The following is a 19714-nucleotide window of genomic DNA, read 5'->3' on the forward strand; positions in this document are numbered from 1 at the left end:
GCATTTTATTCCAAAATGCGCTCACGGAGGGCGCATACGTTTGCATGAAACAGATCAGCAAGCGTCTATATCCCGACCGTCATCCCGGCCTTGTGCCGGGATCCACCGTGCCGCCGGCGCAGGACGAGGAACTCAGGCCGTTCGGTCTGCCGCACAGTGGATGCCGGGACGAGCCCGGCGTGACGGGTTGAGTTCACCCAGCCGCGTCATTTTGCTCGAATAATGCCCGGGAATGACTGTTTTCGGGGCCGCAGCCCCTAAGCCTCCAGCTCGACATCCCAATACAACCAGTCATGCCACGTATCGTGCAGATGGTTCGGCGGAAAACTCCGCCCATGTTCCTGCAATTGCCAGCTGGTCGGGCGGATCGGCTCGACATGCAGCGGCATCTTCGCCTCGCGCGGCGTCCGCCCGCCCTTGCGCAGATTGCACGGCGCGCAGGCGGTGGCGACATTCTCCCAGGTCGTGCGTCCGCCATAAGCGCGCGGGATGACATGGTCGAAGGTGAGATCCTTGTGCGTGCCGCAATATTGGCATTGGAAACGGTCGCGCAGGAACAGGTTGAACCGGGTGAAGGCCGGGAACGCGCTCGGCCGGACATATTGCTTGAGCGCGATCACGCTGGGCAGCTTCAACGCGAAGGTCGGGCTGCGCACTTCGCGTTCGTAATGCGCGACGATATCGACCCGATCCAAAAAGACCGCCTTGACGGCGGTCTGCCATGGCCAGACGGAGAGCGGGTAATAGCTGAGCGGGGTATAGTCCGCGTTCAGCACCAACGCCGGGCAACTGTCCGGATGTCGCATTAGGTCGGGATGAAACACACCTTCCCCCTTCGCTTTCCTGGCGGGCGTAAAGCCGATCAGGATGACGCCATGATGACAGCACAGGCCATGACTCGCGGTCAAGAGTCGCCGCGATGATCGTCAGCCGTTTCGCGCCGAGCCCGACCGGAGGGTTGCATTTGGGCCACGCCTGGTCGGCGATCCAGGCGCATGATCGCGCGAAGAACGCGGGCGGGCGGTTCCTCCTGCGGATCGAGGATACCGACGTGACGCGGTCGCGCCCGGAACATGTCGCCGGGATCATCGCCGATCTCGAGTGGCTCGGGCTGGGCTGGGATGAGATGTCGATGCAATCCGAGCGGTTGCCGCTGTACGATGCCGCGCTCGATCAATTGCGCGATGCCGGACTCGCCTATCCCTGTTTCTGCACCCGCGCCGAGATCGCACGCGAAGTCGCCGCCAGCCTGCACGCGCCGCATGGTCCCGACGGACCGCTTTACCCCGGCACGTGCCGAGTGATCGATCCGGCGACGCGCGCGGCGCGGATGGCCAGCGAGGCCTACGCCTGGCGGCTCGATGCGGGCGAAGCGGCGCGGCGCGCGGGGCCGCTCGCCTGGACCGACGAACTGGCCGGCACGACGCCGGTCGATCCGCAACTGCTCGGCGACCTGGTGCTCAAGGGCAAGGATCGCCCGGCGAGCTATCACCTCGCTGTGGTGGTCGACGACGCGGCGCAAGGGGTGACCCATGTCGTGCGCGGACGCGACATCATGCCCTCGACCCACGCGCATCGCCTGCTCCAAGCCGTGCTCAGTCTGCCCGAGCCGCGCTATCGGCATCATAGCCTAGTGCTGGATGCCGAGGGCAACCGCCTCGCCAAGCGCCATAGCGCGCCCACGCTGGCTGACTGGCGGGCCGAAGGGATGGATGGCATCGCGCTGGTCGAGCGATTGCGGGTCGGTGAATTACCTTTCGGATATAGGCTCGACCAAGCGTAGCGGACGGGAAATATACGCTGGCAAGGACGGCTAAGTAACGCATTGGCTGCTCCCTCTCCCGCTAGCGGGAGAGGGAGGGGCCCGCCGCGAAGCGGTGGGAAGGTGAGGGTCTTCTTTCTTCTTTTTTGGTTCTACCTGCTTGGAAGAAAGAAGACCCTCACCCAAACCCTCTCCCGCAAGCGGGAGAGGGCTCAGAAAACGCCGACCGGCGAACGGCGCGGTCGCCAAATGAACGCCCCTCCCCATTGGCTTCGCACTCGACCAAGCCTAGATAAACCCCATGACCACTTTCCTCGCCCTCCTGCTGATCGCCGCGATGATCGCGACCGTCGCTGCTTTGGTCCGCGGCGTCATCCTGTTCCTCAAGGGCGCGACCGACGATGTGAAGAGCGGCGAAGGCCCCAGCGCGACCTCGATCCGGTCGAACCAGATGATGATGTACCGCATCATCTTTCAGGCGGTAGCGATCCTGATCGCGGTGCTGTTATTGTTGCTCGTCGGCCGCCAGCATTGAGCGGCTGACCGTTGGTCAAGCTCAACAAGATCTACACGCGCACCGGCGATGACGGCACTACTGGGCTGGTCGGCGGCGGGCGCATCTCCAAGGCCGATCCGCTGATGGCGGCGATCGGCGACGTCGATGAGGCGAACAGCGCGATTGGCGTGGCGCTGGTGTCGATCGACGACGAGAGCACCGTGGTACCCTTGCGGCGCGTCCAGAACGAATTGTTCGACCTCGGCGCCGATCTCGCGACGCCGCTCGACATGGACGGCGGGTTGCGCGTGACGTCCGAGCAGATCGACCGGCTGGAGCGCGAGATCGACGCGATGAACGCCGCTCTTTCGCCGCTGACCAGCTTCGTCCTGCCCGGCGGAGCGGCCGGGGCGGCGCAGCTTCACCTGGCGCGCGCGATCGTCCGCCGCGCCGAGCGCAGCGCGGTCGCCGCTACAGCCGACAATGCGCTCAGTCCCAAGGCCTTGACCTATATCAATCGCCTGTCCGACTGGCTGTTCGTCGCCGCGCGGCGATTGAACAATTTGGGCGCCAGCGACGTTCTTTGGGTTCCTGGCGCCTCGCGCTGACCCACTTGGGTTTCGGCCCGTATTTCCTATGTGAGCGATTGACTCCGTCGGCGAAACGACCGAAAAGAGGAACATAATGAGAACGCGACTTGGCCTCCGCCCGACTCCGGAAGCGCTTGGCGCCCGTTATGCGGCGGTGCGCGGACTGAGCGTGGCGCTCGTCGCGCCGCTGTCCGACGCGGACGCGACGGTGCAGTCGATGGAGGATGCGTCGCCAGCCAAATGGCATCTGGCGCATACGACCTGGTTCTTCGAAACGTTCGTGCTGCGCGATTTCGTGCCCGGCTATACGCTCCACGACGATCGCTTCCCGTTCCTGTTCAACAGTTATTACGAGGCGGAGGGCCGTCGTCACAGCCGCGCGCGGCGCGGCATGGTGACGCGGCCGAGCCTGGATGAGGTGCTGGGCTATCGCGCCGCGGTCGACGCCGCGCTGGCGGCGGCGTTGCCGACATTGCCGGAAGAGGCGCGCGAACTGGTCCGTCTCGGCTGTCATCATGAGGAGCAGCATCAGGAATTGCTGCTGACCGACATCCTCCATCTGTTTTCGGAAAATCCGATCGAGCCGGCGATCTGGCCGGGCGCACGCAAGGTACCGGTCGGCATGCCCGATGCGCTGGGCTGGATCGAGCATCCGGGCGGCGTGGTCGAGATCGGGCATGACAGCCCGCATTTCGCGTTCGATTGCGAAGGGCCGCGCCACAGCGCGCTGCTCCACCCGCATGCCATCGCCGACCGTACCGTGACCAATGGCGAATGGGCCGCATTCATCGCCGATGGCGGCTATGCCGAGCCGCGCCACTGGCTGTCCGACGGCTGGGCCTGGGTGCAACGCGAGGGCGTGACGGCGCCGCTTTATTGGGAACAGCGCGAGGACGCCTGGACCCGCTTTGGGCTTGACGGGCGGCGGCCGATCGACCCCGCCGCGCCGGTCACGCACGTCAGCTTCTTCGAGGCGGATGCTTATGCCAGTTGGGCCGGCGCGCGATTGCCGACCGAAGTCGAATGGGAAGCCGCCGCGGCGGCCTACGATCCTGACAGCGGCAATCAGCTCGACGTCGCCGGACCGGTTGAACCACGTCCCTCCCCTGGCGGCCCCGCGTTTTTCGGCGATGTCTGGGAATGGACCGGCAGCGCCTATCGCCCTTATCCGGGCTTCCACCCGGCCGAGGGCGCGGTCGGCGAATATAACGGCAAGTTCATGAGCGGGCAGTTCGTGCTGCGCGGCGGATCGTGCGCCACGCCGCGCGGTCACGCCCGCGCCAGCTACCGCAACTTCTTCTACCCCCATCAGCGCTGGCAATTCACCGGCGTGCGCCTTGCCAAGGATATCTGATGCTCAAACAGGAAATCGAGGACGGCACTCGAAGTTTCGCGGATCCTGCTTTCCGCGCCGACGTGATCGACGGGCTGGCGCGACGGCCGCGCGCGATTCCGGCGCGCTGGTTCTATGATCATCGCGGCTCCGAATTGTTCGAGGCGATCACCGAATTGCCCGAATATTATCCGACACGGACGGAGACCGCTTTGCTGCGCTCGGTCGCGGAAGAGATTGCCGAGCGTGTCGGACCGGGCCGCGCGGTGGTTGAATTCGGGTCAGGATCGTCGACCAAGACACCAATCGTGCTCCAGGCGCTCGATCCTTCGGCCTATGTGCCGATCGATATTTCGGGCGATTTCCTGCGCGAATCCTCGCGCGCGCTGGCTGAGAGATTCCCCGGCCTGCCGGTCTTCCCGGTCGAGGCCGATTTCCTCAAACCGATCGCGTTGCCGCAACAAGTCCGCACGGCGCCCAAGCTGGGCTTCTTTCCGGGATCGACGATCGGCAACATGATCCCCTTGTCGTCGACCGACCTGCTGCGCGCGATGCGCGCGTCGCTCGACCAGGGCGCGATGCTGCTGATCGGGATGGACCGGATCAAGGACGTAAGCGTGCTCGAACGCGCGTATGACGATGCCGCCGGGGTCACCGCGCAATTCAATCTCAACCTGCTCGAACGGATCAATCGCGAACTCGACGGGACGATCCCGGTCGAGGCATTCCGCCACCGCGCGATCTGGAACGACGATCGCGCGCGGATCGAAATGCACCTCGAAGCCGTGCGCGATGTGCGGTTCATGGTCGAAGACCGACCGTTTGAGATGGCAGCGGGCGAGACGATCCATACCGAGAATAGCCACAAATACGGCGCGCGCGACGCCCGTCTGCTGCTGCGGTCGGGCGGGTGGACGCCGATCGCCGAATGGACCGACTCCGACGACCAGTTCGCGCTCTATCTTGCCGAGGCCCAGCCGCCGCGCCCCGCGCCGTGACAGCCGGCGTCCATCGCGCCGCTGCGACCGGTTTTGCTGACGGCGCCGACATCTACGCCGCGAGCCGCCCCGCCTATCCGGGCGAGGCGCTCGACTGGCTGCGTGACCGGATGGGAATCGGGGCGGCCAGCCGCGTAGTGGAAGTCGGCGCAGGCACCGGGCTGTTCACGCGCCTGATCCTGGAAACCGGCGCCAGGGTCCTCGCTGTCGACCCGGTGGCGGAGATGCTTGCCCATCTGGCGGCGACGGTGCCGGGCGTCGCGACTGCCATCGCCACCGCCGAGACATTGCCGGTCGCGGCGGAGTCGGTCGACGCCGTGATTTGCGCCACCGCCTTCCATTGGTTCGCCACGTCGCCGGTGCTCGCAGAATTCCATCGCGTGCTGCGTCCGGGCGGAACGCTCGGGCTGATCTGGAACGTGCGCGATACCGAGGTCCCCTGGGTGCGGCGATTGTCGGAGATCACCGATCGTTATCAGGACGACGCGCCGCGCCAGAAGTCCCAGGCATGGCGTGACGTATTTCCGGCGCCCGGCTTCTCACCGCTCCACGAAACCGCGATGCGCTACGATCATGCCGGAACCGCCGAAGAGGTCATTATCGGCCGCACTTTGTCGACCAGCTTCATCGCCGCTTTGCCCGACGATCGCCGCGCCACCCTGGTCGATGAAATTCGCGCGATGATTGCCGCGACGCCTGAGCTGGCCGGCAAGCGCAAGGTCCTTTTCCCCTATGTAACTCGTGCTTACGATTGCCGCCGGATCGACTGACCGGGTTGCCGCGCGCCCGCCGCTATGGCTAGGGCGGACCGGATTGGCCTCGGCCGCAACAGCTTGAACGGGAAATGACATGCAGAGCGTCGGCGTGATCGGAGCGGGACAGATGGGCGCAGGCATCGCGCAGGTATCGGCACAGGCCGGCTATCACGTGCTCCTAGCGGACGTGACCAAGGAACGCGCCGATGCCGGCAAGGCGGGAATCGCCGCGCAGCTGGCGCGCGCAGTGTCGAAGGAAAAGATCACCGCGGAGGTCGCTGATCAGACGCTGGCACGGATCGAGACGATCGAGGGCCCGTCGGCGATGGGCAAATGCGGGCTGATCATCGAAGCGGCAACCGAGCGCGAGGAAATCAAGCGCGCAATCTTCGCTGAGGTCGGCAAGGTGCTCGGCGCCCACGCAGTGCTGGCCTCGAACACTTCATCGATCCCGATCACCCGGCTCGCCCAGGCGACGCCCGACCCCAAACGATTCATCGGCGTCCATTTCTTCAATCCGGTCCCGGTCATGGGGCTGATCGAGATCATCCGCGGCCTCGCCACCAGCGACGAGACGGTAACGTTGATCGAGACCTATGCCGCCGCGCTCGGCAAGCAGGTGGTGCGCGCCAACGATGCACCCGGCTTCATCGTCAACCGCATCCTGATGCCGATGCTTAACGAGGCGTGCTTCGCGCTCGGCGAAGGGGTGGCGACGATCCGCGACATCGACCTCGCCTGTCAGCTCGGGCTCAACCATCCGATGGGGCCGCTGACCTTGGCCGATTTCATCGGGCTCGACACCTGCCTGGAAATCACTCGCGTGCTATTCGAGGGCACCGGCGATCCCAAATTTCGCCCCGCGCCCTTGCTGGTCAAATATGTCGAGGCCGGCTGGTACGGCCGCAAGACCGGGCGCGGCTTCTACGATTATTCGGGCGCGGAACCGGTGCCGACGCGGTGAGCCACAAGGCTCGGGGGTGGCATTAACTCCGGTCCGCGCGGTCGCCCTTACGGAATCAGCATCCCCGCCAGCACCGCCGACATCAGATTGGCGAGGCTGCCCGCCGCCAGCGCGCGCAGGCCAAGCTTGGCGATCATCGGCCGCTGGTTGGGTGCCAGGCTGCCGGTCGAGGCCATCTGGATCGCGATCGACGAGAAATTGGCAAAGCCGCACAGGGCAAAGGTGACGATGTGGTTGGTGCGCGGTGACAGATTCTTCATCTGGCCGAGGTCGATAAAAGCGACGAATTCGTTGAGCACGATCTTCTGCCCGAACAATTGCCCGGCGGCGCCGGTCTCGTTCCACGGGATGTTGAGTAGGTACATGACCGGCGCGAAGATATCGCCGAGGAGTCCCTGGAAGCTCAGCGTCGGATAGCCGAACCAGCTGCCTACCCAGCCGAGCAGCCCGTTGGCGAGCGCGACCAGCGAGACGAAGGCGAGCACCATCGCCGCCACCGCGACCGCGATCTTGACGCCGGTCTGCGCGCCCATCGCCGCCGCCATGATGACGTTCGACGCGCGTTCTTCCTCGACCTGTACATCGGCGACGCGGATCGCATCGTCCTCATGCGCGAGCATCGCCGCGCCGCCCTCGAGTGGCAATTCGCCGGCGGGCACCAGATCGTCGGGCATGATCAGCTTGGCCATCAGCAGCCCACCCGGCGCCGACATGAACGAGGCGGCCAGCAGATAGGGCAGAGAGGTCGGCCCGAGCAACGATGCATAGGCTGCCAGGATGGTGCCGGCGACGCCCGCCATGCCGACCGACATCACCGCGAACAATTGCGGCGGCGTGAGCGCGGCGAGATACGGCCGGATGACCAGCGGCGCCTCGGACTGACCGACGAATATATTGGCCGCCGCGCATAGCGATTCGACTTTGCTGACGCCGACCACTTTCTCAATCGCGCCGCCGAGCCAGCGCACGATCAACTGCATGATGCCGAGGTGATAGAGCACTGACACCAGAGCGGCGAAGAAGATGATCACCGGGAGCGCGGAAATCGCGAAGCCATCCTTGAACTTGGGATCGGTCGCCAGCGGGCCGAGGATCAGATTGGTGCCTTCATGCGCGTAATTGAGCAACGCGGTGACCCCGCCCGCCATCTTTTCGATCACCAATTTGCCGGCTGGCACGTACAGCACCAGCACCGCCATCACTGCCTGTAGCGCGAACGCCGCGCCGACGACGCGCAGCCGGATCGCCTTCCGGTTGGTGGAAAGCAGATAGGCGATCGCCAGAATGACCAGGATGCCGGCAACGCCGATCAGGAAACGTGGCATGTGTTGGTAAGCCCCCACTCACTCATCTGGTGCCCGTGGCGGGCATACCCCGCGCCCGCGCATGCGATCGTTCGAATTGCCGGCAACTATGGCGGCAAAAATCGGACTAGGACAGCCCCTTGGCCGACGTCTTTACCAACAGCTTCTTCGGCGCATAAATTCAGTCATCTGGCGTTCATCTTCGCGGGATCACGCCGTATAAAACAGGCAGCCCGCGCCGCGTGGCAGGGCGCGCCTGCGAGGGAGCATGGACGATGACTCATATCATGAAGATCGCGGTGGCCGCGGCGATGCTAGCGGGGATCGGCACCGCCGCTCCTGCGTTCGCGGCCGACAACGCGATGAAGGTGTGCGGCGCCAAATACCAGGCCGCCAAGACCGCCAAGACCCTGCCTGCGGGCCAGACCTGGAACCAGTATCTGGCGCAATGCCGGGCATCCTTGCCCAAGCCGGCCGCGGTGACGACGCCGGCCAAGCCAATGGTCGCCGCCAAGCCGGCCGCTGCGGCGAAACCGGCCCCGACGCGCGTCGCTGTGGCCAAGCCGCCTAAGACCCCAGGCCAGCCGAGCCCTGCGCAGGCCGCCATGTATGCCCGCGAACGTCAGTGCGGCGCGCAATATCGCGCCGAGAAAGCCGCCGGCAAGCTTCCCGCCGGCCAGACCTGGCCGCAATATTGGAGCGCGTGCAACAAGCGTATGAAATAACTGCTCCAAGCGCCCGGCCGGCGGCAACCGGCCGGGCCGTTTACGGTGGATTGTCGGCACGCTTGGGTCTGGCGCAACGCAGAGAGCCCACCTCGCCGTCTTAGCCTCCTAGTTGCCCCCAACGGTGCGCATCTCAGTTCGCGGCACGAGCCGGGAACGAATGCCGAACAAATTGATCGGTTTTGGAGGCAATCGCGGACTCGGATGCACCAAGTGCGGTATCTCCCATCCCACGGCCGCCGGTATCCTCCGGTCGGCCACCGCCGGCGGCGAACACGTCGCAAAGGAAGGATGTGGGATGACGATGATGGTGAAGACCGCGATGGCTGCGATCACGATTGCAGGCCTTGGTGTGCTGGCGACTCCGGCGCTGGCCGCCGACAATCCGATGAAGATTTGCGGCGCTAAATACCGGGAAGCGAAGACCGCCGGCACCTTGCCCGCCGGACAGACATGGATGCAGTTCCTCGCGCAATGCCGTGCATCCCTGCCCAAATCCGCCGCCATTAGTGGCGACAAACCAGCCGCATCGACTGGCGCCAGGCGTCCTCGCAGCGCGGCGCAGACCGCGACCGCATCTCGCCAGCACGAGTGCGGCAACCAGTGGAAGGCCGACAAGGCTGCCGGCAAGATCGCACCGGGCCAGACCTGGCCGCAATATTGGAGCGCCTGCAACAAGCGGCTGAAGTGACCCACGGGGGCGGCCCGGTCGATCCCCCTGTCGGCCGGGCCGTTTGACGTTAGCGGAATAGTCGCTAGCGTTGATCTGCATGGAAACACCCGCTCCCGCCCTAGAGATAAAGCTGCCCCGTTCGCTCTTCGTCTTTTCGATCCTCTATGGCGGCATGGTCTGCATGGCGGGCGTGCTGGGCGTCAAACAAGTCGCGCTGGGACCGCTCGCGGTCGAGGCGGGTATTTTCGGCTTCCTGCTGCTGGTCGTGCTGTCGAGCGCGGTCGCCGAGATTCATGGGCAAAAGACCGCGACGATGCTGGTCCGGCTCGGCTTCGTGCCCCTGTTCACCTCGGCCGCGCTGATCCAGATCGTGCTCGCGCTGCCGCACGATCCGGGCATGTATCCGCCGGCGATCGACGCGTTCCCGATCGTCGTCGGTCAGAGCGTGCGGATGATGCTCGCGGGATTCGTCTCCTACGGCACCTCCCAGACCTTGAACGTCTTCATCTTCTCCAAGCTCAAGGGCCAGGAAGGCAAGGGCCGCCTGGTCTGGTTCCGCGGCATGGTGGCGAGCGTGATCAGCCAGATCGTCGACACCCTGCTGTTCATCACCATCTCCTTCTACGGCGAGCGCCCGATCCTCCAGCTGATGGAAGGGCAGATGCTGACCAAAATCGTGCTGTCGATCGTGCTGGTGCCGTTCCTGATCACCGGCTTCGTCGCGCTGGGGAAAAGGCTGGATCGCGCCTGACTCTTCACCGTCACCCCGGCCTTGTGCCGGGGTCCACCGTGCCGCCAGCCGAGAAGCAAGAGGCTTGAGCGCTAGGAGCGGTGCCCGGTGGATGCCGGGACAAGCCCGGCATGACGGATTGCGGATGTGGGGTGGTCGGATCGATCCACTTGGGGTCGCCCTGTCAGCGGAAACTGGCATCTCTCGCCGTCGATCGAACCAGATCCGATTGAGCATGACACCCAAGCCTAGATCGTCCGAGACAGGAGCCTCCTGATATTCTTTCACTGCGGTGACGGAATGAGTATGGCGCGCCCATGACCGACCATAGCCCCTCGCCCCAATTGCTCGCCAAGGCCGAAACGCTCGTCGAGGCGCTGCCGTACATGCAGCGCTACGCGGGCCAGACCTTCGTCATCAAATATGGCGGCCACGCAATGGGCGACCCCGAGGCGCAGCGCGATTTCGCCGAGGACGTCGTGCTGCTCAAGGCTGTCGGGATCAACCCGGTGGTCGTCCATGGCGGCGGCCCGCAGATCGGCGCGATGCTCAAGCGGCTCGGCGTCGAATCGGAATTCATCGGAGGGCTGCGCGTCACCGACGCCGCGACTGCCGAGGTCGCCGAGATGGTCCTGGCCGGCAAGATCAACAAGGAAATCGTCGGCTGGATCGCCGCTCTCGGCGGTCGCGCGGTCGGCATTTCGGGGAAGGACGCCAATCTGGTGATCGCCAAAAAGGTCACCCGCACCGAACCCGACCGCAATTCAGGCATCGAGCGCCATGTCGACCTGGGCTTTGTCGGCGAGCCGGTGAAGGTTGATCCATCGATCCTCAAGAATCTAGCGCGCGACGGGTTCATCCCGATCGTCGCGCCGGTCGCGCTGGGCGCGGATGGCGAAACCTACAATATCAACGCCGACACGATGGCAGGCGCGATCGCCGGCGCGCTGGGCGCGACGCGCTTCTTTCTGCTGACCGACGTCGCCGGTGTGCTCAACAAAGCGGGCGAGCTCCAGACCGACCTCGACCGCGCGGCAATCGAGGCGATGAAGGATGACGGCACCATCTCCGGCGGGATGATCCCAAAGGTCGACACTTGCGTCGCCGCGGTCGAGGCCGGGGTCGAGGCAGCGGTCATCCTCGACGGTCGTGTGCCGCACGGCATGCTGCTCGAAATCTTCACCCGGCGCGGCGCCGGCACGCTGGTGCGCGCCTAGAGCGTGATGGCGTGAGTTTGCTCCGCCATCACGCTCCAAGGGCTGTTCGCGGCCGGTTCGTTCCTATATCGATCCGGACAGGGCCGCACGTCCGGAGACAAACTTGATTACCATCCTCAGTATCCTGCAGGTCCTGCTGACCGTCGCGCAGTGGATCATCATCATCCAGGCGATCCTGTCCTGGCTCATCTCGTTCAATGTCATCAACACGCACAACGACACCGTGCGCGCGATCTGGACGGCGCTCGATCGGATCACCGAGCCCTTCTATCGGCCGATCCGGCGCATCCTGCCCGATTTTGGCGCGCTCGACCTGTCGCCGCTGGTCGTGTTGCTGATCATCTGGTGTATCCAGATCGCGATCGGGCGGCTGGCATTGTGGTGGGTCGGCGCAGGCGCGCTCTGAGCGGCTGGCGCACGACACCTGACGGAATCGAGATCGCGGTGCGCGTGACACCGCGATCGTCGCGCAATGAATTGTCGCCGGGTCCGGGCCACGCCGTGGCGCGACTCAACGCGCCGCCGGTCGACGGTGCCGCCAACACCGCGCTGATCGACCTCGCGGCCAAGCATTTCGGGGTGGCCAAGCGCGACGTCCGGCTGATCGCCGGTGATCGCGCCAGATTGAAGCGACTGACGATCGCAGGAGACGCCGAAGCGCTGGCGAAGATCGCCGCCGCGCTCTATCAGGCCGGGCCATGACGGCGAGCATCATCGATGGGAAAGCGTTCGCGCAGGGATTGCGCGAGCGCGTGGCGCAACAGGTCGCGAGCTTCCGCGCGGCGGCGGGCCGCGCGCCCGGGCTGGCGGTGGTGCTGGTCGGCGAAGACCCCGCCTCGGCGGTCTATGTCCGCAACAAGCACAAAGCGACCATCGGCGCGGGAATGGAAAGCTTCGAACACAAGCTTCCCGCCGATACGTCGCAGGCCGATCTGATCGCGCTAGTCGACCGGCTGAATGCTGATCCCGCGGTCGACGGCATCCTCGTCCAGCTGCCGCTGCCCGGCCATATCGACGAGCGCGTGGTGACCACGCGGATCGATCCCGACAAGGACGTCGACGGCTTCCACCCGGTCAATGCCGGGCGGCTGGCGACCGGGCTTTATGGCTTCGTGCCCTGCACGCCGCTCGGCTGCCTGATGCTGCTCAAAGATCAATTGGGCGACCTCGCCGGGCTCGACGCGGTGGTGATCGGACGCTCGAACATCGTCGGCAAGCCGATGGCGCAGCTCCTGATCAAGGAAAGCTGCACCGTCACCGTGGCGCATTCGAAGACCCGCGACCTGTCGAGCGTGGTCAAGCGCGCCGACATCGTGGTGGCAGCAGTCGGCCGACCGGAAATGGTCAAGGGCGAGTGGATCAAGCCCGGCGCGACCGTGATCGACGTCGGCATTAACCGCACCGAACGGGGCCTGGTCGGCGATGTCGACTTTGCCGGCGCGCTCAGCGTCGCGGGCGCGGTCACCCCGGTGCCGGGCGGCGTCGGACCGATGACGATCGCGGTGTTGCTCCGGAACACATTGGTGTCCGCGCATCGCCGCGCGGGTGTGGCGTATGACAAGGGGGCGCTATGATTCCGTTGTTGCTGATGCTGGCGGGGGCCGATGCGCCGGCAAAGACGCCGGTCGACGCCGAACGCGCCTTTGCCGCCGACGCCAAGACGATCGGCCAATGGACCGCCTTTCGCAAATGGTCGACCGACGATGCGGTGATGTTCGTGCCGCAGCCGGCCAACGCACATGATTTCCTCAAGAACCGCAAGGATCCACCCCAGGCGATCGATTGGTGGCCGACCGCGAGCTACATCTCCTGCGACGGCAAGCAGGCCGTCAACACCGGCGGCTGGCGGCGCCCCGATGGCAGCGTGGGGTTCTTCACGACAGTCTGGCAGCGGCAGCGTGATCGTAGCTGGAAATGGACCGTCGACGGCGGAGATGGACTCACCAAGTCGCGCGATCGGGGCGAACCCAAAGTGGTCCGCGCTTCCTGCAGGGGTATTCAGCAGGTCATCCCCCTCTCGCAACCCTCCAATCAGGGCGGCTCGCCCGATCGCACGTTATTCTGGAGGTACGAGGTCAAGCCGGACGGCGCGCGGCAGTTCCAGGCATTCCTATGGAACGGCAGCACCTTCGATCCCGTGATCGACGATACCATTGCCGCCCCAGCTAAATGATCGAACTCTACCTCTCCGCGCTCGTCACCTTCTTCGTTGTCATCGATCCGCCCGGTTGCGCGCCGATCTATGCCGGGCTGACGCATGGCGCGACGCCCGCGCATCGCCGATCAATGGCAATCCGCGCGGTGGTCGTCGCCGCGATCATCCTGTTCGTGTTCGCCGCGGTCGGCGAGGCGATGCTCAAGGCGCTGGGCGTCAGCCTGGCGGCCTTCCGCATCGCCGGCGGCATCATGCTGTTCCTGATCGCGCTCGAAATGGTGTTCGAGAAACGCACCGAACGCCGCGAGGACCGTGCCGCCAAGGTTGCGCAGAGCCCCGAAGTCGAGGACGTCTCGATCTTCCCGATGGCGATGCCAATGATCGCCGGGCCGGGATCGATCGCCTCGGTCATGCTGATGATGAGCCGCAACCATGGCTTCGAGAGAGTGGCCGTGGTGCTCGCCGCGCTCGCGACCATCCTGGCGCTGACCCTGGCTGCCTTGCTCGCCGCCGGGCCGCTGATGCGGTTGCTCGGGGCACGGATCGAGGCCGTCATCACGCGCATTCTTGGCGTGCTGCTCGGCGCGCTGGCAGTGCAGTTCGTGATCGACGGGATTCGGATCAGCCTGGGGCTGACGTAACCGTCACCCCAGCGCCTCTCTTAATCCGTCACCCCAGCGCCTTTTACCGTCATCCCAGCGAAAGCTGGGATCTCAAGCAAAGGCGCGATACGGCTTGAGACCCCAGCTTGCGCTGGGGTGACGGATGGGCGCGCTGGGAAACGACGCGCCTATTTAATCCGGAACAACCGCAACGGCGAATTCTTCGGCAGTTCCAGCGGCTCAAGGAACGCGAACGTCTCGCCCTTGGCCATGCGATCGTAGAATCCGCCCGGATTGCGGACACGATAAATCGTCGATTCGGCCATGTTCGGACAGATCAACAGCAAGGTCGCGCCATGCTTCTTGGCGATCGCGCGGAACTGGTCGGGCGACCCGCCGAAAGCGTGCTGGACGTCCAGGATCGCGTCGCCGTTGCGGTGATAGGGCCCCGCCACCGCTTTGTGATGCGTGACGACGATGATCCTCGGCCCGAGATCGACGAAGCTGAAAATCGTCGCGCTCGGATATCGATTGAGCGGCGCGAGGCTGGTGATGGCGGGGCATCGCGCGCTCGCACGGTTGATCGTCGTCATCCGCGCATCGGGTTTATCGATCGGTAGGTATCTGAGCGATAGCCCGCTGAACATGCCCGAGGCGATCAGCACCACCGCGACCGGTCCGAGCACGCGGACCAGGATATTGGGACTATCGAGCAGCAACGGCACCGCGATCCAGATCAACGCCGCAGCACCCGGCACCGCGAGCAATTGCGCCGCTGGCCCGGCACGCGTCTGCCACAACAGCATCAGGCAGGCGAACAGCGTGAATAGCGTCACTGCCGACCAGCCGACCATATTCGGCGCGCGACCGTCGATGGCGCGCTTGGTCGCGATTGCCGCGCCCAGCAGGCCGATGATCGGCAGGGTGACGATCGGAAACGCCTGGCGGAAGGGATGCTGGTAGATCGGCTTGGCCTCGCGCACATTGTCGAGCCAGTTGCGCACGAGTTCGGGCGATACCTGTTCGGGCCGGCCTAGGCATTGCGGGAACAGCCAAGCGAAGCCGGCGACGATCACTGCGCCCGCCGCCACCGCCAGCCCCAACCGCGCCCAACGCGACGCCGGGCTCAACCAGGCGAGGACGAACAGCAAGCCGCCCGCCACCAGCATCACGGTCAAATAGACCGGCGTCAGCGCGTCGCAGCGCATCACCGAATTGGCATAGGACGCGAACGCGCCGTAGCCGAGCGCGGTGCCGCTCGCCAGGCTGACGCCATAGGCAGCGACGCGCCGTGCCTCGCCGCGATCCCAGATCCATTGCAGCGCGATGATCGCCCCCGCCATCGCGGCATAAGGCAGCATTTCGAGGCCGATCGAGATGCTCACCGCGCTCGCCAGCCCGACGATCACGCCGCCGCGCGCGCCCTTGGGATCGCACAGCCCGGCGACGGTCAGGCTGAGCATCGCCAGTTGCCAGCCGTGATGATCGATCCGATCGGGCGCGAACATCAGCATCGTCGGTGTGCACGCGCAGACCAGCAGCGCCATCGCCAGCGGCCAGGCATGCGGGCTGACCAGCCGGCGGACGGTGGCGCCCAGGCCGATAAACGCGATCGACAGCGGCAGCAGCGGCGCGATGCCGCACGCGACCCGCTCCGCCCAAGGCGTGCCGACGAACGGCCGCAGGATCAGGATCAGCCCGGCGATCGGCAAGTCGACGATGCGGCTCCAATGGATGTCGAAGCCGCCCGGCGGATTGAGGTAATAATCGCGCAGATCGTACCAATCCTGCCCGTTGAGCAGCGCGCGGACCTGCATCAGCCGCATATTGTCGTCGGTATCGCCGAGCCCCAGCGACCGGATCTGCGGCCAGGAGCTGATGACGTACCACAGGCTGACGATGAACCAGGCGAGCAGCGCGTATTTGATCCAGTGCCGGTCGAGTTCAGCGACCAGGTCGGACCACCAGCTTTCGATCTTGCTCAAAATGCTTCCCTCGCGCCTTGGCTCGCTTTAGGGGGACCCCCACTCCCGGGGCAAGCGTGTGACGGCAATTCTCAAACAAATCGATACGTGGCGGGAAAGCGGCCTCATGGGCCAGCTGGTGCGCTTCGGCGTCGCCGGCGGAATTTCGACGCTGATCTATTCGGCGGTCTATCTGCCGCTCACCACCTGGGTGTTCCGCGGCGCACACGCGGTCTATGCCGTTCCCTTCGCCTTTGCCGTTGCGGTGACGGCGGGTTTCTTCCTGCACAGCCGCTGGAGCTTCAAGGGCCACGGCACGCGCCAACCGGGCGGCGCACAGCAGGTCAAGTTCGTCATGGTGCAGGCGTCGGGCATGGGGCTCAATGCCGTGATCACCTGGGTCGGGACCGCGTTGCTCGGCTATCCCGCCTGGGTACCGCTCTTGCCGGCGATCGCCTTGGCAACGATCTTCACGTTCATCCTCAATCGCTGGCTGGTGTTCGCTTAATGGACCGTATCGTTTACGACCGCATGGCGGAGCATGATTCGTCGCATTGGTGGTATGTCGCGCGTCGCGATATCCTGCACGATTATGTCGCGCGCTACGCCGATCTGCCCAAACAGGCGCGTATCCTGGAGATCGGCTGCGGCACCGGGCACAATCTGGCGATGTTGCAGCAATTCGGGGATGTCGACGCGATCGAGATCGATCCCGCCGCCGCCGCGATCGCCAGCAAAAGGCTCAACAAGCCGGTCAGCAACGCGCCGCTGCCGACGCTGCCGGGGATCGAACGCGGCGCCTATGACATGATCGCGGTGCTCGACGTGGTCGAGCATATCGATGACGACGTTGCCGCGCTGCACGCGATGAAGGATTGCCTGAAGCCCGGCGGCAAGATCCTGATCGCGGTGCCCGCGCACCAATGGATGTGGTCGGCGCACGACGTCGTGAACCATCACCATCGCCGCTATTCCAAGGGGAGCTTGAAAAAAGCGATCCATGCCGCCGGGCTGGAGACGCGCAAGTTCGGCTATTTCAACTCGCTACTGTTCCCGCTGGCTGCCGCCGCGCGTGTCGCCGGCCGGATGACCGGCCGCGACGACAGCGACGATTCGCCGCCGCCAGGTCCGGTCAACAAATTGTTCGAGACGATCTTCCGGCTCGAGCGCCACATGGTCGGACGCGTGCCGATGACGCCGGGTCTGTCGATCCTGACGCTGGCAATGCCGAAGGGGTAAAATCCTCCCCGCATTGCGGGGAGGGGGACCGCGCGACGAAGTCGCGTGGTGGAGCGGGTTCGCCTCCTCGGATTCCGGCAGCCGCCTGCCCCCTCCACCAACCCGCTACGCGGCTTGGTCCCCCTCCCCGTGAACGGGGAGGATTTTAGCCGTCTGCTCGCGGTCCTCGGCGCGATAGCCCAAGGTCGCCTTGCCCTGCACCGGCCCCGCGACATCCGACACCAGATACAGCGGCCGTCGCTTCGACTCGACGTACAGCCGACCCAGATACTCCCCGATCATCCCCAGCACGAACATCTGCACCGCGCCCAGCAGCACGACGATGAACGCGAGCGACGTCCAGCCCGGCACCGCGGTCCCCGAGAAGAAGCCGACCGCAATATAGATCAGCAGCAGGAACGACGCCCCGGTCAGCGCGAGGCCGACATGGCTGGCAAAAGTCAGCGGCTTGGTCGAAAATCCGGTCATCGCGTCGAACGCGAGTCGCAGCATCTTCGACAGCGGATAATTGGTCTCGCCGGCGAAGCGCTCTGCGCGGTCATACGGGAACGGCACCTGGCGAAAGCCGATCCAGGCGACCATGCCGCGAATGAAACGCGCTTGTTCGGGCAGAGCCAGAAACGCATCGAGCGCGCGGCGCGACATCAACCGGAAATCGCCGGTGTCGAGCGGGATCGGCGTGTCGGTGACGCGATCGAGCAGGCGATAGAAGGCGGCGGCGGTCGCCTTCTTGAACAAGGTCTCGCCCTCGCGCTTGCGGCGAACGGCATAGACCACATCGGCGTCCTCCGCGGCCATCATCCTGCGCATGTCGCCGAGCAATTCGGGCGGATCCTGCAAATCGGCGTCGATGATCAGGATCTGCTGCCCCGCGCACAGATCGAGCCCGGCGGTCAGTGCAAGCTGGTGGCCGTGATTGCGCGACAGGTTGATCGCGACCAAACGCGGATCGCTTTGCGACAGCCGGCGCATGATCGACCAGCTATCGTCCTGCGATCCGTCATTGATCAGGACGAGTTCGTAATCTTCGCCGACCTCCGCCTTGGCGGCGGCAGTGACGCGGCCGTGCAAAGTCTCGAGGGTGAGCGCCTCGTTATAACAGGGGACGACGATCGACAGTTTGGGACGGTGCATGGCGGTGCTGCTTAATCGTCTGCGCGGTCCGCGTCATCGCCTTTCGTGGTTTCCACAGCCACGCCCTCGCGCGCCTGCGCCTTGCGACGGCGCAGATTGGCGCGCAATTGCTCGGCCAGGCGGGCGGCACGGTCCGGTTTGTCGTTCTTGGCGGTCATCAGGCGGAATCACCTAAACCCGCCGACCGCGCCTTGACAATATCCGGGTCGACGGACATAGGCGCGCCTCCGTCGGGGCCTTTGGTCCCGCGTGAGTGCTGCCGTAGCTCAGTGGTAGAGCGCATCCTTGGTAAGGCTGAGGTCGTGAGTTCAATCCTCACCGGCAGCACCATTTTTCCGATAATTGGCTGATATCAAACCCCTGCCGTCGCCTCCCGGGCAGCATGGGCAACGCATGAGACAATGCGCGCCCGATGCCGGCATTGGATTGACCTGGCGTACCCAGCCTCCCATTCTCGCGAACGAGCGGACGAAAAGCCGCCATGATCGGGGCGGCAATGGGCATGGATATCGGCAAGGAACAGGACGCGGTGGATCCAACTCACCCGACGACCGCCGCGGAAGACCCTGAAGACCGCGCGTTCAAGGCGCTCCGTGGACCCTGGGCCGGTACGCCGCATCATTTCGATGCCCCCTTCTGGCCGACGCCCGAGCCGCTGGTCGAGCGCATGCTCGATCTCGCCAGGGTCGGGCCCGGCGATCATCTCATCGACCTCGGTTGCGGCGACGGCCGCGTCGTCATTGCCGCCGCGCGGCGTGGCGCCACCGCGCTTGGCGTCGACATCGATTCGGAGCGCATCGCCGAAGCCGAGGCGGCAGCGCATAAAGCGGGCCTCGAGCATCTCGTCGGGTTCCGCTGCGAAGACCTGTTCGCGACGCGGCTGGACGGCGCCAGCGTGGTCACGCTCTATCTGCTGCCGCTTCCCAATCGACTGCTCGCCGCGCGTCTGCGCGCCGAGCTTGCCTCGGGCAGCCGCGTCCTCAGCCATGCCTTTGCGATGCCCGACTGGGCGCCGCGCGCCCACGAGACCGTCGATGGACGCGAAGTATTCCTCTGGGTCGTCGACTGACCCC

General features: G+C 65.2%; 25 protein-coding genes and 1 tRNA gene. 21 read left to right on the plus strand and 5 right to left on the minus strand.

The features are described 5' to 3' along the window. Window positions 1-44: 44 nt before the first annotated feature. Window positions 45-191 (plus strand): hypothetical protein, encoded by a 147-nt coding sequence (locus AC1DSD_RS12955; protein WP_478030595.1) that lies wholly within the window; start codon window positions 45-47, stop codon window positions 189-191. 66 nt (window positions 192-257) lie between these two features. Here AC1DSD_RS12955 and AC1DSD_RS12960 read toward each other — a convergent pair whose 3' ends face one another. Beyond that, window positions 258-824, minus strand: a complete 567-nt coding sequence (locus AC1DSD_RS12960) for an HNH endonuclease (protein WP_066810247.1) — start codon at window positions 822-824, stop codon at window positions 258-260. A gap of 95 nt (window positions 825-919) precedes the next feature. On the opposite strand from AC1DSD_RS12960, the gene gluQRS reads away from it, so the two are divergent. The 7 genes from gluQRS to AC1DSD_RS12995 all read left to right on the plus strand — a co-directional run bounded on the left by gluQRS (window position 920) and on the right by AC1DSD_RS12995 (window position 6898). Continuing rightward, entirely contained in the window at window positions 920-1783 is an 864-nt protein-coding gene (gene gluQRS, locus AC1DSD_RS12965) for a tRNA glutamyl-Q(34) synthetase GluQRS (protein ID WP_478030597.1), read from the plus strand. 280 nt (window positions 1784-2063) lie between these two features. Continuing rightward, a complete protein-coding gene (locus tag AC1DSD_RS12970; RefSeq protein ID WP_066810249.1) occupies window positions 2064-2297 on the plus strand; it encodes a twin transmembrane helix small protein in 234 nt (77 codons plus the stop codon). Between the two features lie 11 nt (window positions 2298-2308). After that, window positions 2309-2866: a cob(I)yrinic acid a,c-diamide adenosyltransferase gene (locus AC1DSD_RS12975; protein ID WP_478030599.1), complete on the plus strand. Its 558-nt coding sequence runs from the start codon at window positions 2309-2311 to the stop codon at window positions 2864-2866. Window positions 2867-2942: 76 nt separating this feature from the next. Continuing rightward, on the plus strand, window positions 2943-4202 hold the full coding sequence (egtB, locus tag AC1DSD_RS12980; protein ID WP_478030601.1) for an ergothioneine biosynthesis protein EgtB: 1260 nt from the start codon (window positions 2943-2945) through the stop codon (window positions 4200-4202). Beyond that, window positions 4202-5179: an L-histidine N(alpha)-methyltransferase gene (egtD, locus tag AC1DSD_RS12985; RefSeq protein ID WP_478030603.1), complete on the plus strand. Its 978-nt coding sequence runs from the start codon at window positions 4202-4204 to the stop codon at window positions 5177-5179. The genes egtB and egtD overlap by 1 nt, the downstream gene beginning before the upstream one ends. Next, a complete protein-coding gene (locus tag AC1DSD_RS12990) occupies window positions 5176-5949 on the plus strand; it encodes a class I SAM-dependent methyltransferase (RefSeq protein WP_478030605.1) in 774 nt (257 codons plus the stop codon). Before egtD ends, AC1DSD_RS12990 begins: the two co-directional genes overlap by 4 nt. Window positions 5950-6028: 79 nt before the next feature. Further along, window positions 6029-6898 carry a 3-hydroxybutyryl-CoA dehydrogenase gene (locus AC1DSD_RS12995; RefSeq protein WP_478030607.1) on the plus strand — a complete coding sequence of 290 codons (870 nt, stop codon included), beginning with the start codon at window positions 6029-6031 and terminating at the stop codon, window positions 6896-6898. Window positions 6899-6945: 47 nt separating this feature from the next. Here AC1DSD_RS12995 and AC1DSD_RS13000 read toward each other — a convergent pair whose 3' ends face one another. Next, on the minus strand, window positions 6946-8223 hold the full coding sequence (locus AC1DSD_RS13000; protein ID WP_478030608.1) for a NupC/NupG family nucleoside CNT transporter: 1278 nt from the start codon (window positions 8221-8223) through the stop codon (window positions 6946-6948). Window positions 8224-8477: 254 nt separating this feature from the next. On the opposite strand from AC1DSD_RS13000, the gene AC1DSD_RS13005 reads away from it, so the two are divergent. The 9 genes from AC1DSD_RS13005 (at window position 8478) to AC1DSD_RS13045 (ending at window position 14343) form a co-directional block, all read left to right on the plus strand. Next, on the plus strand, window positions 8478-8927 hold the full coding sequence (locus AC1DSD_RS13005; protein ID WP_478030610.1) for a hypothetical protein: 450 nt from the start codon (window positions 8478-8480) through the stop codon (window positions 8925-8927). Between the two features lie 307 nt (window positions 8928-9234). Then, complete coding sequence (locus AC1DSD_RS13010; RefSeq protein WP_478030612.1) at window positions 9235-9618, plus strand: hypothetical protein; 384 nt, start codon at window positions 9235-9237, stop codon at window positions 9616-9618. Between the two features lie 79 nt (window positions 9619-9697). After that, window positions 9698-10351: a queuosine precursor transporter gene (locus AC1DSD_RS13015; protein WP_478030613.1), complete on the plus strand. Its 654-nt coding sequence runs from the start codon at window positions 9698-9700 to the stop codon at window positions 10349-10351. 296 nt (window positions 10352-10647) lie between these two features. After that, complete coding sequence (argB, locus tag AC1DSD_RS13020) at window positions 10648-11547, plus strand: acetylglutamate kinase (protein ID WP_066810266.1); 900 nt, start codon at window positions 10648-10650, stop codon at window positions 11545-11547. Window positions 11548-11650: 103 nt separating this feature from the next. After that, window positions 11651-11953, plus strand: a complete 303-nt coding sequence (locus AC1DSD_RS13025; protein ID WP_478030615.1) for a YggT family protein — start codon at window positions 11651-11653, stop codon at window positions 11951-11953. 38 nt (window positions 11954-11991) lie between these two features. Further along, window positions 11992-12249, plus strand: a complete 258-nt coding sequence (locus AC1DSD_RS13030) for a DUF167 domain-containing protein (protein ID WP_478030616.1) — start codon at window positions 11992-11994, stop codon at window positions 12247-12249. Further along, window positions 12246-13121 carry a bifunctional methylenetetrahydrofolate dehydrogenase/methenyltetrahydrofolate cyclohydrolase FolD gene (gene folD, locus AC1DSD_RS13035; protein WP_478030618.1) on the plus strand — a complete coding sequence of 292 codons (876 nt, stop codon included), beginning with the start codon at window positions 12246-12248 and terminating at the stop codon, window positions 13119-13121. Before AC1DSD_RS13030 ends, folD begins: the two co-directional genes overlap by 4 nt. Beyond that, window positions 13118-13720 (plus strand): hypothetical protein, encoded by a 603-nt coding sequence (locus AC1DSD_RS13040; protein WP_478030619.1) that lies wholly within the window; start codon window positions 13118-13120, stop codon window positions 13718-13720. Before folD ends, AC1DSD_RS13040 begins: the two co-directional genes overlap by 4 nt. Beyond that, window positions 13717-14343 carry a MarC family protein gene (locus tag AC1DSD_RS13045; protein ID WP_478030620.1) on the plus strand — a complete coding sequence of 209 codons (627 nt, stop codon included), beginning with the start codon at window positions 13717-13719 and terminating at the stop codon, window positions 14341-14343. Before AC1DSD_RS13040 ends, AC1DSD_RS13045 begins: the two co-directional genes overlap by 4 nt. A 149-nt stretch (window positions 14344-14492) precedes the next feature. Here AC1DSD_RS13045 and AC1DSD_RS13050 read toward each other — a convergent pair whose 3' ends face one another. After that, window positions 14493-16289 (minus strand): AcrB/AcrD/AcrF family protein, encoded by a 1797-nt coding sequence (locus AC1DSD_RS13050; RefSeq protein ID WP_478030622.1) that lies wholly within the window; start codon window positions 16287-16289, stop codon window positions 14493-14495. A 106-nt stretch (window positions 16290-16395) separates the two neighbouring features. Here AC1DSD_RS13050 and AC1DSD_RS13055 point away from each other — a divergent pair, with 106 nt between their 5' ends. Beyond that, window positions 16396-16776 carry a GtrA family protein gene (locus tag AC1DSD_RS13055; protein WP_478030624.1) on the plus strand — a complete coding sequence of 127 codons (381 nt, stop codon included), beginning with the start codon at window positions 16396-16398 and terminating at the stop codon, window positions 16774-16776. Beyond that, window positions 16776-17507: a class I SAM-dependent methyltransferase gene (locus tag AC1DSD_RS13060; RefSeq protein WP_478030626.1), complete on the plus strand. Its 732-nt coding sequence runs from the start codon at window positions 16776-16778 to the stop codon at window positions 17505-17507. The genes AC1DSD_RS13055 and AC1DSD_RS13060 overlap by 1 nt, the downstream gene beginning before the upstream one ends. 105 nt (window positions 17508-17612) lie before the next feature. On the opposite strand, the gene AC1DSD_RS13065 is transcribed toward AC1DSD_RS13060, so the two are convergent. Further along, window positions 17613-18641 (minus strand): glycosyltransferase family 2 protein, encoded by a 1029-nt coding sequence (locus AC1DSD_RS13065; protein WP_478030627.1) that lies wholly within the window; start codon window positions 18639-18641, stop codon window positions 17613-17615. An 11-nt stretch (window positions 18642-18652) separates the two neighbouring features. Next, the gene (locus tag AC1DSD_RS13070) at window positions 18653-18799 is read right to left on the minus strand and encodes a hypothetical protein (protein WP_478030629.1); all 147 of its coding nucleotides are present in this window, start codon (window positions 18797-18799) and stop codon (window positions 18653-18655) included. Between the two features lie 97 nt (window positions 18800-18896). On the opposite strand from AC1DSD_RS13070, the gene AC1DSD_RS13075 reads away from it, so the two are divergent. Next, a tRNA-Thr gene (locus tag AC1DSD_RS13075) sits at window positions 18897-18971 on the plus strand. A 151-nt stretch (window positions 18972-19122) separates the two neighbouring features. Further along, window positions 19123-19710: an SAM-dependent methyltransferase gene (locus tag AC1DSD_RS13080; RefSeq protein WP_478030631.1), complete on the plus strand. Its 588-nt coding sequence runs from the start codon at window positions 19123-19125 to the stop codon at window positions 19708-19710. The last annotated feature ends 4 nt before the right edge of the window (window positions 19711-19714 follow it).

The organism is Sphingomonas sp. P4_D12 (genome assembly GCF_056401895.1).

Bases quoted from the DNA above. Each gene is read 5' to 3' on its own strand.
- AC1DSD_RS13060 (WP_478030626.1), top strand. From the start codon at position 16,776: ATGGACCGTATCGTTTACGACCGCATGGCGGAGCATGATTCGTCGCAT.
- AC1DSD_RS12970 (WP_066810249.1), top strand. From the start codon at position 2,064: ATGACCACTTTCCTCGCCCTCCTGCTGATCGCCGCGATGATCGCGACC.
- AC1DSD_RS13065 (WP_478030627.1), bottom strand. From the start codon at position 18,641: ATGCACCGTCCCAAACTGTCGATCGTCGTCCCCTGTTATAACGAGGCG.
- AC1DSD_RS13080 (WP_478030631.1), top strand. From the start codon at position 19,123: ATGATCGGGGCGGCAATGGGCATGGATATCGGCAAGGAACAGGACGCG.
- AC1DSD_RS13070 (WP_478030629.1), bottom strand. From the start codon at position 18,799: ATGACCGCCAAGAACGACAAACCGGACCGTGCCGCCCGCCTGGCCGAG.
- argB (WP_066810266.1), top strand. From the start codon at position 10,648: ATGACCGACCATAGCCCCTCGCCCCAATTGCTCGCCAAGGCCGAAACG.
- AC1DSD_RS13005 (WP_478030610.1), top strand. From the start codon at position 8,478: ATGACTCATATCATGAAGATCGCGGTGGCCGCGGCGATGCTAGCGGGG.
- AC1DSD_RS13040 (WP_478030619.1), top strand. From the start codon at position 13,118: ATGATTCCGTTGTTGCTGATGCTGGCGGGGGCCGATGCGCCGGCAAAG.
- gluQRS (WP_478030597.1), top strand. From the start codon at position 920: ATGATCGTCAGCCGTTTCGCGCCGAGCCCGACCGGAGGGTTGCATTTG.
- AC1DSD_RS12955 (WP_478030595.1), top strand. From the start codon at position 45: ATGAAACAGATCAGCAAGCGTCTATATCCCGACCGTCATCCCGGCCTT.
- AC1DSD_RS12995 (WP_478030607.1), top strand. From the start codon at position 6,029: ATGCAGAGCGTCGGCGTGATCGGAGCGGGACAGATGGGCGCAGGCATC.
- AC1DSD_RS13015 (WP_478030613.1), top strand. From the start codon at position 9,698: ATGGAAACACCCGCTCCCGCCCTAGAGATAAAGCTGCCCCGTTCGCTC.
- folD (WP_478030618.1), top strand. From the start codon at position 12,246: ATGACGGCGAGCATCATCGATGGGAAAGCGTTCGCGCAGGGATTGCGC.
- egtD (WP_478030603.1), top strand. From the start codon at position 4,202: ATGCTCAAACAGGAAATCGAGGACGGCACTCGAAGTTTCGCGGATCCT.
- AC1DSD_RS13000 (WP_478030608.1), bottom strand. From the start codon at position 8,223: ATGCCACGTTTCCTGATCGGCGTTGCCGGCATCCTGGTCATTCTGGCG.
- AC1DSD_RS13045 (WP_478030620.1), top strand. From the start codon at position 13,717: ATGATCGAACTCTACCTCTCCGCGCTCGTCACCTTCTTCGTTGTCATC.
- AC1DSD_RS13055 (WP_478030624.1), top strand. From the start codon at position 16,396: ATGGGCCAGCTGGTGCGCTTCGGCGTCGCCGGCGGAATTTCGACGCTG.
- AC1DSD_RS13010 (WP_478030612.1), top strand. From the start codon at position 9,235: ATGGTGAAGACCGCGATGGCTGCGATCACGATTGCAGGCCTTGGTGTG.
- egtB (WP_478030601.1), top strand. From the start codon at position 2,943: ATGAGAACGCGACTTGGCCTCCGCCCGACTCCGGAAGCGCTTGGCGCC.